Source organism: Limnohabitans sp., assembly GCF_046052765.1.
GTDB lineage: Bacteria > Pseudomonadota > Gammaproteobacteria > Burkholderiales > Burkholderiaceae_C > Limnohabitans.
The window spans coordinates 64,693-79,124 of record NZ_JAVLFQ010000065.1 but is presented as its reverse complement, the minus strand read 5'-3'; the positions used below and the strand labels follow the sequence as shown (position 1 = coordinate 79,124).

18 protein-coding genes are annotated in these 14,432 nt (G+C 51.1%); 6 read left to right on the top strand and 12 right to left on the bottom strand.

Annotated features, from left to right (window positions below):
* Window positions 1-3 precede the first annotated feature (3 nt).
* Genes tadA through cspE form a run of 4 tightly spaced genes read right to left on the bottom strand, consistent with a single transcriptional unit; the run spans window position 4 to window position 2,594 of the window.
* Window positions 4-1,398 carry a tRNA adenosine(34) deaminase TadA gene (gene tadA, locus AC9UG7_RS09475; protein WP_509586976.1) on the bottom strand — a complete coding sequence of 465 codons (1,395 nt, stop codon included), beginning with the start codon at window positions 1,396-1,398 and terminating at the stop codon, window positions 4-6.
* Window positions 1,399-1,430: 32 nt separating this feature from the next.
* Entirely contained in the window at window positions 1,431-2,111 is a 681-nt protein-coding gene (locus AC9UG7_RS09470) for a class I SAM-dependent methyltransferase (RefSeq protein ID WP_509586974.1), read from the bottom strand.
* Window positions 2,108-2,365 carry a translation initiation factor IF-1 gene (gene infA, locus AC9UG7_RS09465; RefSeq protein WP_509586972.1) on the bottom strand — a complete coding sequence of 86 codons (258 nt, stop codon included), beginning with the start codon at window positions 2,363-2,365 and terminating at the stop codon, window positions 2,108-2,110. The genes AC9UG7_RS09470 and infA overlap by 4 nt, the downstream gene beginning before the upstream one ends.
* 22 nt (window positions 2,366-2,387) lie before the next feature.
* Window positions 2,388-2,594, bottom strand: coding sequence for a transcription antiterminator/RNA stability regulator CspE (gene cspE, locus AC9UG7_RS09460; RefSeq protein WP_509577987.1), 207 nt, complete (start codon window positions 2,592-2,594; stop codon window positions 2,388-2,390).
* Between the two features lie 199 nt (window positions 2,595-2,793).
* Between cspE and AC9UG7_RS09455 the strand changes: the two genes are divergently transcribed.
* Genes AC9UG7_RS09455 through AC9UG7_RS09445 form a run of 3 tightly spaced genes read left to right on the top strand, consistent with a single transcriptional unit; the run spans window position 2,794 to window position 4,763 of the window.
* Window positions 2,794-3,261: a CoA-binding protein gene (locus AC9UG7_RS09455; RefSeq protein WP_509586969.1), complete on the top strand. Its 468-nt coding sequence runs from the start codon at window positions 2,794-2,796 to the stop codon at window positions 3,259-3,261.
* A 5-nt stretch (window positions 3,262-3,266) separates the two neighbouring features.
* Window positions 3,267-4,547, top strand: a complete 1,281-nt coding sequence (locus tag AC9UG7_RS09450) for an O-acetylhomoserine aminocarboxypropyltransferase/cysteine synthase family protein (protein WP_509586968.1) — start codon at window positions 3,267-3,269, stop codon at window positions 4,545-4,547.
* 42 nt (window positions 4,548-4,589) lie between these two features.
* Entirely contained in the window at window positions 4,590-4,763 is a 174-nt protein-coding gene (locus AC9UG7_RS09445; RefSeq protein ID WP_509586966.1) for a hypothetical protein, read from the top strand.
* Window positions 4,764-4,765: 2 nt separating this feature from the next.
* Here AC9UG7_RS09445 and AC9UG7_RS09440 read toward each other — a convergent pair whose 3' ends face one another.
* From AC9UG7_RS09440 to AC9UG7_RS09420, 5 genes are all read right to left on the bottom strand, one after another.
* Entirely contained in the window at window positions 4,766-5,665 is a 900-nt protein-coding gene (locus AC9UG7_RS09440; RefSeq protein ID WP_509586964.1) for an aspartyl/asparaginyl beta-hydroxylase domain-containing protein, read from the bottom strand.
* Window positions 5,666-5,691: 26 nt separating this feature from the next.
* Entirely contained in the window at window positions 5,692-7,344 is a 1,653-nt protein-coding gene (gene guaA, locus AC9UG7_RS09435) for a glutamine-hydrolyzing GMP synthase (protein WP_509586961.1), read from the bottom strand.
* 37 nt (window positions 7,345-7,381) lie between these two features.
* A complete protein-coding gene (guaB, locus tag AC9UG7_RS09430; RefSeq protein WP_509586959.1) occupies window positions 7,382-8,851 on the bottom strand; it encodes an IMP dehydrogenase in 1,470 nt (489 codons plus the stop codon).
* A gap of 104 nt (window positions 8,852-8,955) precedes the next feature.
* The gene (locus tag AC9UG7_RS09425; RefSeq protein ID WP_509586956.1) at window positions 8,956-9,288 is read right to left on the bottom strand and encodes an RnfH family protein; all 333 of its coding nucleotides are present in this window, start codon (window positions 9,286-9,288) and stop codon (window positions 8,956-8,958) included.
* Entirely contained in the window at window positions 9,285-9,719 is a 435-nt protein-coding gene (locus AC9UG7_RS09420) for a type II toxin-antitoxin system RatA family toxin (RefSeq protein WP_509586954.1), read from the bottom strand. Before AC9UG7_RS09420 ends, AC9UG7_RS09425 begins: the two co-directional genes overlap by 4 nt.
* Before the next feature lie 72 nt (window positions 9,720-9,791).
* Between AC9UG7_RS09420 and smpB the strand changes: the two genes are divergently transcribed.
* Window positions 9,792-10,265, top strand: a complete 474-nt coding sequence (smpB, locus tag AC9UG7_RS09415; RefSeq protein WP_509586951.1) for an SsrA-binding protein SmpB — start codon at window positions 9,792-9,794, stop codon at window positions 10,263-10,265.
* Between the two features lie 2 nt (window positions 10,266-10,267).
* Here the strand turns inward: smpB and AC9UG7_RS09410 are convergent, their stop codons facing one another.
* Window positions 10,268-10,945 (bottom strand): ABC transporter ATP-binding protein, encoded by a 678-nt coding sequence (locus tag AC9UG7_RS09410; protein WP_509586948.1) that lies wholly within the window; start codon window positions 10,943-10,945, stop codon window positions 10,268-10,270.
* 3 nt (window positions 10,946-10,948) lie between these two features.
* On the opposite strand from AC9UG7_RS09410, the gene AC9UG7_RS09405 reads away from it, so the two are divergent.
* The gene (locus tag AC9UG7_RS09405; protein WP_509586946.1) at window positions 10,949-11,596 is read left to right on the top strand and encodes an arylesterase; all 648 of its coding nucleotides are present in this window, start codon (window positions 10,949-10,951) and stop codon (window positions 11,594-11,596) included.
* Window positions 11,596-12,675, top strand: coding sequence for a tRNA 2-selenouridine(34) synthase MnmH (mnmH, locus tag AC9UG7_RS09400; protein WP_509586943.1), 1,080 nt, complete (start codon window positions 11,596-11,598; stop codon window positions 12,673-12,675). Before AC9UG7_RS09405 ends, mnmH begins: the two co-directional genes overlap by 1 nt.
* On the opposite strand, the gene AC9UG7_RS09395 is transcribed toward mnmH, so the two are convergent.
* Together AC9UG7_RS09395 and AC9UG7_RS09390 are read right to left on the bottom strand one after the other, a co-directional pair.
* Complete coding sequence (locus tag AC9UG7_RS09395; protein WP_509586940.1) at window positions 12,672-13,904, bottom strand: PLP-dependent transferase; 1,233 nt, start codon at window positions 13,902-13,904, stop codon at window positions 12,672-12,674. The two genes, mnmH and AC9UG7_RS09395, sit on opposite strands and share 4 nt — an antisense overlap.
* 3 nt (window positions 13,905-13,907) lie before the next feature.
* Complete coding sequence (locus AC9UG7_RS09390) at window positions 13,908-14,432, bottom strand: phosphoribosyltransferase (protein ID WP_509586938.1); 525 nt, start codon at window positions 14,430-14,432, stop codon at window positions 13,908-13,910.

The window sequence follows — 14,432 nt, the reverse complement described above, 5'->3', positions numbered from 1 at the left end:
CTTTTACCTTACCAATGAACTATTGAAGAACGATTGCAAGGCGTGAACAGCAATAGCCTCACCGTGTTCTTGCACAAAATGACCTGCATGCGCTAACAGCACAGGCTCTGGACACCCTGAGATTGATTGCTGTAATTTAAGCATCACTGTTTCACCCAACACGGGGTCTTGCTGCCCGATGAACATCAGGCTACGTCCTCGCCATTGTTCTTGCCAGAATGCGGCTGCTTGACGCGAAATATCTGCTCCAGGACTGTCAAAGGATGACGGCACCATCGGCGGAAATGCTCTTAACGCCGCACGGTGACCTGCATCAGGAAAGGGGGCGTTGTAGGCAGCACACTCATCTGCTGACATTTCCGGGTTGCCTCGTGCAAACAATTTACCCACATCAAACATGGGTTTATCTGCGCACATCTGCTTCCAAGCGAGAAATCCTTGGCTCAAGGCTTGCTCGCCAGTGGCCAAGGTGGTGTTCATCACCAACAGGGACTCATAGCGCCCATCCTGCGCCATTGGCAAGGTCAATCCGAGAATCCCACCCCAGTCTTGCACCACGAGTTGAATTCCGCGCAAGTCAAGTGCCTCAACGAATTCCAACAATACCTGTCTATGCCATTCGAAAGAATGTGCGCTGTCTTTTTTGGGTTTGTCGCTCTTGCCAAAACCTGGCATGTCTGGCGCGACCACACGATGACCTGCAGCCACAAAAACGGGAATCATGTGACGATACAAGTAACTCCAAGCCGGGTTGCCATGCAAACACAGCCAGATTACTTCGGCATCTGCCGGACCTTCGTCCAAGTAGTGCATGCGTAACCCGTTCAAAGCTGGCAAGTCACTGATGTAATTCGGCTGCCAAGGGTATCCTGGTAATTTGTCAAAAGCACGGTCAGTTGTACGCAAAGCATCCTCGCGTAAGTGTGTTGCTGCAGCCTGTGTTTTTTGTATGCGTCGTTGCTCTTTGAAAAATGTCTGCAATGGAAGCGAACATTGATCGGCCATAAATTGGCCTTCATTGAGGGTCTGGTGATTCAAAAGGGGTTGATCAAACACATTAATCACCGATCCGCCAGCCCCTGTTTTAGGTTCAGCTGCGCCCCAGACCACCTTTGCCAATCGGGCATTCAAGATGGCGCCGGCACACATGACGCAAGGCTCTAAGGTGACATACAAAGTGCAATCATCCAAACGGTAATTCCCCAATTTGGCAGCAGCTTCGCGCAAAACAAGCACTTCAGCGTGTGCGCTGGGATCATGTGTTGCAATGGGGGCGTTGTGAGCCTGCGCAATCACCTGTCCGTTTCTCACCAATACAGCACCTACTGGTACTTCACCAGCGGCTAGCGCCAAATCGGCTTGTGCCAAAGCAAGTTGCATGAAATCAATCGCGTTCATGCGCCGCAATGTAACCTATGCGGGCAAAGATTTCAGTCGCGCTGATAACTTAGAAAACGGCCTCTATAAGATTTCTCATCCTGCAAAGGCGTGATTAAATCGGTTTGAGTCAGCACAAAACCGTTGTTTTTCATGGCTTTATGGAACGCAGCACGGTTACCTCGGTTCGGGTCAATGATCAGCACTTGCGCATGGAGAGCAGCATGTCGTTGGATAAAACCTGCAAGCTGCTGGGGGTGGTCTCGCTCGTAGAGTACATCGCTGCCAATGATTAAATCAAATTCTCCCAACAGCGGATTGGTACGTTCCCAATGGCCGCTGATGTAGGGCAGCGTGTGCATCTCATTGAGCAGCACATTGGCTTGTAAAAAGCGCTCTGTGTAGGGATGGTAGTCAGAAGCCGTGACGTTACCCAAACGCCGATGAATCACCAGGCTGGCCAGTCCCAGACCGCATCCGATTTCCAGAATACGCAAATTGGCAATCGGCCAAGTCTGCATCACATCTGCCATTTTACGAGCAGAAGGCCAGACCAAACCAAACAAGGGCCAAGTGGCCGAAGAAACACCTAAAGCCAGGGCGATGCCTAGCGGGTCATGGAATTGAAGTTGATTGAGTAAGGAGCGTATCTGCAAGTCAGCACCACCTTCAATGGCGATGCACTCTTGCTTGACCAAATAGCCCAATCCGGTGTCGGACGGGCTGGTGGTCAAAACCGCCTGCGACGTGGTCCGCTTGGTCCCTTGCCTTCGATATGTCTAAAGGTGATTCGACCTTTGGTCATGTCATAGGGAGAGAGTTCCAAGGTGACTTTGTCACCGGCCAAGATGCGGATGTGGTGCATGCGCATCTTGCCTGCGGTGTAGGCCACGAGTTCGTGGCCGTTGTCCAAAGTGACACGGTAACGAGAGTCGGGAAGAACCTCGTGAACCATGCCGGACATTTCCAGCATTTCTTCTTTGGACATCAGCGGCCTTTAAGCTGTGTGCTTAATCGGCGGATTTGATGTTGGACGCTTGCAGGCCCTTGGGACCGGTGGTCACTTCAAAGCTGACGCGTTGACCTTCTGCCAGGGTTTTGAAGCCTTGGTTCTGGATCGCGGAAAAATGAGCGAACAAATCTTTGCCGCCGTCTTCGGGTGTAATAAAGCCAAAACCTTTGGACTCGTTAAACCATTTCACTGTACCTGTTGCCATGTATTGCATTTCTTAAAAAAAAGGGAAGCCCCCCTCGGGGTCGAAGGTCAAGACAGGCGGTGAGACGAAGGGAGAAATACCTATGAGGGCAGAACTAAAAACGAACTACAACGACTTAACCTGATAATCGAGTGCCTACTATGCCCTGTTTCGTTACATAAAGCAATCTTTATTTCATATATCGGCTAATATCCCACGAATGAGTGACATACGCGTACTAAAACAGGTGTTGAAACAACACCGCACCATTGCCGTCGTTGGTTTATCAGCAGATTGGTTTCGGCCTTCTTATTTTGCGGCGAAGTACATGCAGTCACACGGGTATCGCATCGTGCCTGTCAACCCCAAGTACCCTAGCATTCTGGACGAAACCTGTTACCCCAGTCTGACTGACATTCCCTTCCCCGTGGATATTGTCGATGTGTTTCGCAAACCTGCCGATACCCCAGCGATTGCGCAGCAAGCAGTTGACATTGGCGCCAAAGTGCTTTGGCTGCAACTCGGTGTGGTCAACGTTGATGCAGGCCGCATTGCTCAACAAGCTGGTCTCACTCTCATCATGGACCGCTGCGTCAAGATTGAACACGCCCGATTGTTCGGGGGACTGGGCTGGTTCGGAGTCAACACCGGCGTCATCTCGGCACAACGTCAAATTCCTCCTCAGTAAAAAATATGGCAGATCGCACATTTGGTTTTGACACACTCAGCTTGCATGCCGGACAAATTCCAGATGCCGCCACCGGCAGTCGTGCAGTTCCAATCTACCAAACCACCTCGTATGTATTTGACAGTGCGGAGCATGCTGCCAGCCTGTTCAACTTACAAACCTTTGGTAATGTGTATTCGAGACTGTCCAATCCCACAGTGGCGGTGCTCGAAGAACGGCTAGCTGCTTTGGAAGGCGGACGTGCTGCAGTCGCGACGGGCAGCGGCATGGCGGCGCAAATGATTGCCCTGCTCAATCTCTGCGAAGCGGGCGATCAAATCGTCGCAGCCAAGACCTTGTACGGCGGCACGCACACACAATTGGGTGTGAATTTCAAAAAGCTGGGCATAGAAACGGTTTTTGTCGATGCCTCAGACCCGGAAAATTTCGCCCGTGCTATCACGCCAAAAACCAAGGCCTTGTATGCAGAGACATTGGGCAATCCGTCGCTGAATGTGCTTGACATAGAAGCAGTGGCATCGATAGGTAAGCAAGCTGGTGTTCCGCTGTTCATCGACAACACCTTTGCCAGTCCTTACCTGTGCCAACCTTTTAAGTGGGGTGGGGCCATCAGCATTCACTCAGCGACCAAGTTCATCGGCGGGCACGGTACCACCATGGGCGGCGTGATCATTGAATCAGGAAAATTCCCATGGGATAACGGTCGTTTTCCCACCATGACAGAACCGTCTCCCGGCTACCACGGGGTACGCTTTTTCGAGACATTTGGCGACTTTGGTTTCACCATGAAATGCCGCATGGAAGGCATGCGCACTTTCGGTCCTGTGCTCTCCCCTTTCAATGCATTTTTGTTATTGCAAGGTGTAGAAACTTTGTCTTTACGCATGGATAGGCATTGCAGCAATGCACTGTCGGTGGCAAAGCATTTACAAACTCACCCTAAGGTGGCTTGGGTGAACTATCCTGGATTAACCAACCACCCTGACCACGCTTTGGCCAACAAATACCTGCCACGCGGTTCGGGTGCGGTGCTGACGTTTGGGGTCAAAGGGGGTGCTGCCGCTGGCCAAACCTTCATTGAACACGTTTCATTTCTGTCTCATCTGGCGAACATCGGCGACGCCAAAAGCTTGGTGATTCACCCAGCTTCTACCACGCATCGACAGTTGTCTGAAGAACAGCAGATTGCCGCAGGCGTACCGCCTGACTTGATACGCTTGAGTGTGGGCTTGGAAACGTTGGACGACATCATTTGGGATATAGAGCAGGCGTTGGATAAGACCTGATTTACGCCATGCCGTATCGGTCGCAGAATGTTTAGTAAAGCTATGCGTTCACGCTACGGCTTGACTGCTTTAAGCAATGTATTCCACGCCATGCCGGCTCGGCCGCCGTTCACCGCCTACGGCAACGTTCGCGGCGGCCCGACCGCCATGTCGTTTGTCCGCTCGATTTTTTTCTTCGACACCTTTTCGCTGATCAATGAATCCAAAAGCGCTTGAACTCAAAGGTAAATGACGCCTAACACTATAAGAGCGATCAAACTGAATTTAGTCAACTTGTAAACCGTGCGGTTCCAGTTTTTAAAAGCCTTGCGCTTTTCATCGATCACAAAATGCAAATGCGTTAGCTTATTGATAGCTCCAGTTTGATCACCCACATCATTTGGAGAACTGGCCGCAGACATCACCACCCGACTGAACCATCGGTTCAAAGCTGCAACCCAATCCAAGCGCGATGGCCTCTCTACATCGCAAAACAAAATAATGCGGTTATGCGCTGTTTTGTTGTACGCCTCGTGGATATAGGTTTCATCAAAGACGACACCCTGCCCATCGCGCCAACTGTGACGTTCACCGTCAACATCGATGTAACAAGCATCATCATTAGGTGTCACCAGACCGAGGTGATAGCGCAGTGAACCGGCGTATGGATCGCGGTGTCGGTTGAGTTGTCCGCCTGGCGGAAGCTCGGCAAACATGGCTGCTTTGATTGTCGGAATACTTTTTAGAATCGCTACGCTTTGCGGACACAACTCAGCTGCCGAGGGGTGAGCAGCGTCATACCATTTCAAGTAAAACCGCTTCCATCCGTATTTGAAGAATGAATTAAAGCCTATGTCATCGTGTTTATCCGGTGCTTTGATACGTTGCAATTCAGACAAATGCAAGGCTTCCGCACGGAACACCTGCCAGTTATCCTGTAATTGTTGCAGTTCAGGCAATTCATGCAAAGGCACAAAAGGCTTGGTGGTAACTTTGGAGAACAAGACCATCAAGGCATTGATGGGCGCTAGCACCGCAGAATGATCCAAAAATACTTTTTGCCAAGAAGCACGAACACTACCCCTATAGTGGCCATAAAGAATAGCGGCCACCCAAAGAGCCAACAGAGACCACTTCATAAATTCATACCCAAATCGATCATAAATTATTCCCACTCAATAGTCGCTGGCGGCTTACTGCTCACATCCATCACTACTCTGTTGATACCGCGCACTTCATTGATGATGCGACCAGATACTTTCTTTAAAAGTCCGTAAGGTAACTCCGCCCAATCAGCCGTCATGAAGTCACTGGTGATGACTGCGCGCAGCGCCACCACATAGTCGTAAGTGCGGCCATCGCCCATCACACCGACTGATTTCACCGGCAAAAAAACTGCAAAAGCTTGGCTGGTGGCTTCGTACCAATTGCGTGGTGCTTGCGTGCCGCCAAAAGCGACAGCGCCGGGGTCTCCGGTAAATGGCGTATGGCGCAGTTCTTCGATAAAGATAGCGTCAGCACGACGCAGCAAATCGGCATATTCAGATTTCACTTCTCCAAGTATGCGTACGCCCAAGCCTGGACCTGGAAACGGATGGCGGTAAACCATGTCGTAAGGTAACCCCAAGGCCACGCCTAGCTCACGCACCTCGTCTTTGAACAAATCGCGCAAGGGTTCTAACAATTTCAAACCGAGTTGTTCTGGCAAACCGCCAACGTTGTGATGGCTTTTGATGGTGACCGCTTTTTTACTTTTCGCAGCGCCGCTCTCGATCACATCGGGATAAATTGTGCCTTGGGCCAGATAGCTTGCACCCATGTTTCTGTCACTAACTGCTTTGAGTTTGGCTGCTTGCTCTTTGAATACAGTGACAAATTCAGCGCCAATGATTTTGCGTTTGGCTTCAGGGTCGCTGACGCCCGCAAGTTTGCCTAGAAACAATGCGCTGGCATCCACCCGAATGACTTTTGCATGCAGTTGTCCGGCAAACATGGCCATGACAGCGTCACCTTCGTTAAGACGCAACAAGCCATGGTCAACAAACACACAAGTGAGTTGATCGCCGATGGCTCGATGTATCAAGGCAGCCGCTACAGATGAGTCAACACCGCCGGACAAACCCAGTATGACTTCCTCGTCGCCCACTTGTTGGCGAATACGTGCAACAGCTTCTTCCACATACCCTGTCATCAGCCAATTGGCATGTGCCTGACAAATCTGAAGTACAAACCGTTGCAGTAGGGCCTTGCCTTGCAGCGTGTGTGTGACTTCGGGGTGAAATTGCACGCCGTAAAAATGCCGTGATTCGTCAGCCATGCCTGCAATCGGGCAACTGTCAGTGCTGGCCATCAACTTAAATCCTGGCGGTAGCGCAGTCACTTTATCGCCATGACTCATCCAAACCTTGAGCATGCCGTGACCTTCAGGCGTGGTGAAGTCTGCGATGTCTTTCAACAGGCTTGTATGCCCGCGCGCACGCACTTCGGCATAGCCAAATTCACGCTGATGTCCGCTTTCCACTTTTCCGCCAAGTTGCTGTGCCATGGTTTGCATGCCATAGCAAATACCCAATACGGGGATACCTAACTCAAACACCAGTGATGGCGCGAGGTCAGTTTCGTCTTCATAGACGCTGGCGTGACTGCCGGAAAGAATAATGCCTTTAAGTAAACCGTCGCTAGCGTATTCACGTAGCCATTCGTTGCTGACATCACAAGGATGGACTTCACAATACACATGGGATTCACGCACGCGTCGGGCAATGAGTTGAGTGACTTGCGAGCCAAAATCAAGGATCAATATTTTGTGGTGTGCCATAGGGGTAATGAAAGCAGACAGTCAACTCTACGGAAAATCAGTCAGCGCGGTAATTCGGCGCTTCCTTGGTAATTTGCACGTCGTGTACGTGGCTTTCACGCATACCCGCCACTGAAATTTCAACGAACTCGGCGCGATTGCGCATATCTTCAATACTGGCACAACCGCAGTAACCCATGGCGGCACGTACGCCGCCAGCCATCTGGTAAACGATGCTGACCATAGAACCTTTGTACGGTACCCGACCTTCAATACCTTCTGGCACGAGTTTGTCAGCGTTAGGGTTGCCAGTGGTGGCCTCTTGAAAATACCGGTCTGCGCTGCCCTGTTGCATGGCGCCAATACTGCCCATGCCCCGGTAACTTTTGTAACTCCGCCCTTGGTACAAAATGATTTCACCGGGGGCTTCTTCGGTACCAGCAAACATGCCACCCATCATGATGCTTGAGGCACCTGCAGCGATAGCTTTGGCGATGTCCCCGCTGTAGCGTATGCCCCCATCAGCAATCAATGGAACGCCGGATCCTTGCAGTGCTGTGGCTACGTTATCAATGGCGGTTATTTGCGGTACGCCCACACCAGCAACGATTCGCGTGGTGCATATGGAGCCCGGGCCGATACCTACCTTGACCGCGTCAGCGCCTGCCTGTGCCAATGCAAGCGCGGCGGCACCCGTCGCAATATTGCCGCCAACAACGTCAATATCAGGATAGTTTTGTTTGACCCAGCGAACCCGTTCGATCACGCCGTGGCTATGACCATGCGCTGTATCAACGACGATAGCGTCAACACCTGCGCGAACCAGCGCTTCCACGCGTTCTGCGGTGCCAGGGCCAACGCCCACCGCAGCGCCCACCCGCAAACGCCCGGCACTGTCACGGGCTGCATTTGGGAAACTGGTTTGCTTGGTAATGTCTTTGACAGTGATCAGCCCTTTCAGCTCGAAAGCGTCGTTGATGACCAGCAGTCGCTCGAGTTTGTGCTTGTTCAATAAGGCCTTGGCCTGCTCGGGTGTGGTGCCTTCGGGCACAGTGATCAAACGCTCGCGCGGCGTCATGATGTCTTTGATGTGCAATTCATAACGCGTCTCGAAACGCAAATCGCGGTTGGTGACAATGCCAACCACTTTGCCGGCGTCGCAGACTGGAAAGCCAGAGATGCCTAATTCGTCCGACAACGCCATGACTTGGCGGACAGTGTGGTGAGGCGTGATGATGACCGGGTCAAGCAGCACCCCGCTTTCATAGCGCTTGACTTTGGCCACTTCGGCCGCTTGGTCTTGCGCAGTCAGATTCTTGTGGACGATGCCCATGCCGCCCTCTTGGGCAATGGCAATAGCTAAGCGGGCTTCGGTGACCGTATCCATGGCAGCAGACACCAGCGGCAGATTGAGTGAAATGCGGCGTGAGAACTGGGTCGAAAGGCGTGTGTCCTTGGGCAGGACCTGGGAGTATGCGGGGACCAACAACACATCGTCAAAGGTCAGCGCTTTGCCAAGAAGGCGCATAAGGTAGATCTCCAAAAAATAGATTCTACCGATCCCATCAAGGGCGCTTTTAATTCAAGGCTCTGTATTTTCGAGATGAATAGGAAAGCATGCAATTTGCTACGTCAATAGCCTGGTTTGGCTCCAGCTCTGCGTTTGGCAAACAAACCTGCGGTTTTAGCCCCCTGCTTCTGAAAACGTTCACGTCTGGCCACTTTAGGGTCAACGCGCAAAGGTCGAAGCACTTCAAGTCGGTCGCCATCTTTAAGTAAATAAGAGGGGTCAACCGGTTTCCCCCAGACGGCTGTTTGCCAATCCTGAGAGGTTCGATTGGCAAAGTTCTCGGACACGTTGGTTAAATGTAGCTTGGCCTCGGCGACGCTGGGGCTTTGTACAGTTTGCCATTCGATGCGTTCTATTTTTCTCGAATTCAAGGAGACTAGGATTTCAATGATCATCGCTGGTACACCGATTCAGCACGCTTGACGAATGCATCCACCAGTGTGGAGGCGATTTTGTCAAACACTGGCCCAACAATGGCACCGAACATAGAGTCGAAACTGTAGGAGAGTTTTAATTCGACCCGGCAGGCCTGCTCTTCGCCCAGCGGAATAAAGTCCCACACGCCAGACAAATGCTTGAAAGGACCGTCGATCAAATCGAGTTTGACTTGCCGTGCGTCAATGTGCGTATTGGCAGTGGTGAAACTTTTATGCAATCCACCGAAAGCCATACCAATGCGCGCGGTCATGCCGTGGTCTGTGGTGGTGAGAATCTCTGCCTTGTCGCACCATGGCAAAAACAGAGGATAAGACGGCACATCGACGATCAAATCAAACATTTCACGGGCGCTGAACCAGATCAATACAGACTTCTCAATGGTTTTCATAGAATGCAGTTCATGCCACACTGGCGTTACGGGAGATTGTAAAGACCCCGTTGTATTTTTTTTTCCTCACCTATGGCCAGCAAAACAGCACCTCAAACCCGTATCGCGGACAACAAAAAAGCCGCTTTCAACTATTTTTTCGAAGAACGCTTGGAAGCAGGCATGGTCTTGGAAGGTTGGGAGGTCAAAGCCGCGCGAGAAGGTAAAGTACAACTCACAGACGGCTACGTGGTGATTCGCAATGGCGAGATGTACGTCATCGGTTGTCAGATCAACCCGCTCAAAACCGCGTCTACACACGTCAACCCTGATGCCATACGTTCACGCAAGTTATTGCTTCACAAAGATGAAATACGCCGATTGATAGGCAAGGTCGAACAAAAAGGCTATACGCTGGTGCCATTGAACCTGCATTGGAAAAACGGGCGCATCAAATGTGAGATTGCGTTGGCCAAGGGCAAAGCCGAACACGATAAACGGGACACCATCAAAGACCGTGAAGGCAAACGCGAGGTTGAACGTGCCATGAAGCAGCGAACACGCTGATCTCACTCCAGCCAGCGAGCGCTGCCTGCCTCCATCAGTAGGCGCTGATCACAACGACGGCTCAGCGCGACATCATGTGTGACCAAGACCAGAGTAGTTCCCAGTTCACGATTCAATTCAAGCATCAATTGCATGATGGTTTCTCCGGTAGCGTGGTCCAAACTGCCTGTCGGTTCATCCGCCAGCAACAACTGAGGCTTGACCACAAACGCCCTAGCCAGCGCAACTCTTTGCTGCTCTCCGCCGCTCATCACCTTGGGGTAATGGTTAAGCCGTTCTGACAAACCCACGCGCGTCAACATGTCTTTGGCCACTGGCCGTGGGTCAGTATGCCCGGCAAGTTCCAGCGGCAACATCACATTTTCTAATGCAGTCAATGGCGCGAGCAACTGAAAACTCTGAAAAACAAAGCCTATGTGGGAAGCACGCAAAGCCGCACGCTGGTCTTCATTGAGTGAAAAAATATCCTGCCCTGCAAGATGTACCGTACCTTGGGTAGGTGTATCCAAACCAGCCATGATGGCCAGCAATGTGCTTTTACCAGACCCAGAAGCACCCACAATGGCCAGTGTTTGCTGCGGGTTCAGGGTGAAATCGATATCGCGGAGAATGTCCAATGTACCAGTGACATCGGTGACCGATTTGAATAAATGTGAAACAGCAATAAGAGGTGAGGACATTCCGTGAGATCAGAGTTGCAACGCAGAGACTTTAACTGGCTAAGCATAAGCCTGATCGCCATGGGTCTTTCACCTGCCGTATTACGGGCTGACAAGCCACAAAAAATACTGGTGGTGGGCGATTCCCTCAGCGCTGAATACGGCATTGCACGTGGCAGTGGTTGGGTTGCTTTGCTGACGGCCCAACTCGCCAAAGAAAAACCGCAGTGGGAAGTAATCAATGCCAGCATCAGCGGAGACACAACCTCTGGGGGTCTGGCGCGTTTACCCGCGTTGTTGACTCAACACACGCCCCACATAGTCATTATTGAGCTGGGTGGCAATGATGCTTTGCGTGGTTTTTCCTTAAAAATGTCACAAGAAAATCTGACGCAAATGATCACTGCCTGTCACAAGATCAAAGCCGCCGTGTTGTTGATTGGCATGCAAGTGCCGCCGAACTACGGCGCACAATACGCCCAAGACTTCAGTCTTATGTTTAAGAACATCAGCCAAAAACAAGGCACTGCTTGGGTCCCTTTTCTGCTCAAAGGCATTGCAGATACAGCTGACCCCACCGCTATGTTTCAGCCTGACCGCATCCACCCCAAAGCCGAGGCACATCCACTCATTTTGGCTAACGTTTGGCCTGTTTTGAAAAAAATGCTCTGATGGCAGCGCACCCTATCAGCCCACATCAAGCTATTGCGCGGATGGCTTTATCCGCTGAAGCTGGAGGATTTAACAGCATCATCGATGCTCGCACAGAAGACGAATACGAACTTGACCATTTGCCTGGCGCTGTGAACTGGCCCTCATTGACCAACGAGGAGCGCATACGCGTGGGCACCATGTACAAACAAGTCAATTCTTTTGAAGCAAACAAGGTGGGGGCCGCATTGGTTGCTTCCAACATTGCACGGCATATTCAAGCGAAAGTAATGCCGTTACCCAAAACATGGCAACCGCTTATCTATTGCTGGCGTGGCGGTAAACGCAGTGGGTCGTTGGCTCTGGTGTTGGGGCAAATCGGCTTCAGGGTATGCCTGATTGAAGGTGGCTATAAAGCGTTCAGAGCGGCCATGGTGGAAGACATTGCGCAGTTGGTCAGCGGTTTACGCTTTCAAGTCATTACTGGCCCGACCGGCTCAGGCAAAACAAGGTTGCTTCAAGCACTGATCAAAGCGGGCGCCCAAGTGCTAGATCTTGAAGATCTGGCCAAACACCGAAGTTCTGTTCTTGGACGCATACCCGGCCAATCTCAGCCTAGCCAAAAACATTTCGATACGCTGGTATGGGACAAATTACGCAGCTTCAATATGCAACAAACGGTTTTCGTCGAAGCTGAAAGCAAAAAAGTAGGAAACGTCGCTGTACCCGAGTCGTTGATGGATGTGATGCGAGATAGTCCGTGTATTGATCTGCAATTGAGTGACGATGAGAGAGTAAAGTTACTGTTGGAAGACTACGATTTTTTCGCTCAAGATACCGATTTATTCAGCAGCCGATTAGATTTATTGACAGCGTTGAAAGGAAAAGCTGTCGTGAATGCTTGGCAAGCTCAACTTAACAACGGACAAATAGAGTATGTAGTCAGAGACTTATTGATTGACCACTACGATCCAACCTATGCCAAATCAGTAGCGCGTAATTTTGCGAAACATCCACAAGCCACAGTTGCGCCGCTGTCTGACCGACACTCGGCGGCCATGCAAGCACTGGCCGAAAAGCTATTGAAACAATTCGGTTAAGTCATTGCGTTTAAAGCTTGCGCCACATCTGCGATCAAATCGTCAGCTGATTCAAGTCCTATAGCAAGCCTGACAAATCCTCCCTGCATCAGGTCCACAGGCGCATGCTGGCGCATTTTGCTTAAATCGTAGGGCACCACCAAGCTGATGGGGCCAGCCCAACTGAAGCCAAGTTTGAATAAGCCAAGCGCATTGCAAAAGGCATCCACCTGTGACTGTTTAAAACCTGGGTTAAACCTAAGACTCAATAGGCTTGCCGCAGCGCCGCCCCAGTGAACCCCAGGGGGTGAAGATTGGCCACCCGCGCATAACTCTCGCCAGTTTGCGTGTCCCGGCGAGGTAGTGACTGCAGGATGCAATACCTGTGCAAACGCAGACTGTTGCAAACACCAATTTGCCAACTGGCGACAACTGGCGTCTTGCGCTTGGTAACGCAAAAGCATGCTAGACAAAGAACGCAGCACCAATTCCACATCATTTGCACCCACACCAAAGCCCAAGCGCATGTGACTGAGTTTCAATCGACGGGCTATATCGTCGTTGCAGGTGGTCACACTGCCCATCAATACATCACCGCCGCCACTTGGGTATTTGGTTAACGCATGCACACTCAAGTCAACACCACCTGTGCCTTCAGAATAGCGAGGCATGAAATCAAATGGCTGAAAAGCGATACCTGCTCCCCATGTATTGTCTAAGGCCGTTAACACTTGTTTTTCACGGCATATGTTGACCAGCGCAGGTAAATCTGGAAATTCCAAGGTTACCGAGCCAGGGGCTTCCAACCACACCAAGCGAGTTTGTGCGCTGATGGTTTCGGCCAGGCTTTGCGGATTCATGGCATCGTAATACTGGTGGCTGATACCCCAGTGCGCCAGTTCAACCTCGGCCAGTGATTTCAAAGGCCCGTAGGCATTGTCAGGAATGAGGATTTCATCGCCACATTTGAGCAAAGCCAGATTGACTTGCGCCAATGCGGCCAAGCCACTGGGTAGTAATACGCAATGCTTGGCGCCCTCTAACTGACACAAACGCTCTTCCAACGTGAACGTGGTCGGTGTTCCATGCAGTCCATAGGTGTAACCCGTTTTATCAAGCCAATTGCGCTCGCGCATGGCTTTGACGTCATTGAAAAAAACCGATGATGCCTTATGCACCGCTATTTGCGGTGACGCAAAATCTCCCGGCGCTTGGTAATCGTGATGAATAAGCGCGGTATCAGGCTTCATGCCTCAAACCCGCCATTTCTCCAGCAAATGAACCGGGCGCATGGTGTCATAAGCCTCAAAGGGTTGGTGTATCCAAGGATTGGTTGGTAAAAATTCCACCGAGAAATCTGGCGCGAAAGACGACACGCCTTTGGTCCAAATAACCGCGCTGCGCAATTCGGTGATAGGCGCGTAATTATTTTTCAACATGTCAATCACTGCATTCAGTGTATGGCCGGAGTCAGCAAGATCATCCACCAACAGCACGCGTCCCGCAATTTCACCCTTAGGTGTAGTGATGTATCGGGCAATATCAAGATGGCCTTGCACAGTGCCGCCTTCTGAACGGTAAGAACTGGTAGACATGATAGCCAATGGTTTATCGAAAATACGCGACAGCACATCGCCGGGACGCATACCACCACGAGCCAGACACAAAATGGTATCGAATTCCCAATGGGACTGGTGAATTTTGATGGCCAGTTTTTCAATCAGATTGTTGTATTCATCGTAAGACACGTACAAATGTTTACCGTCTTCAGTCAACAT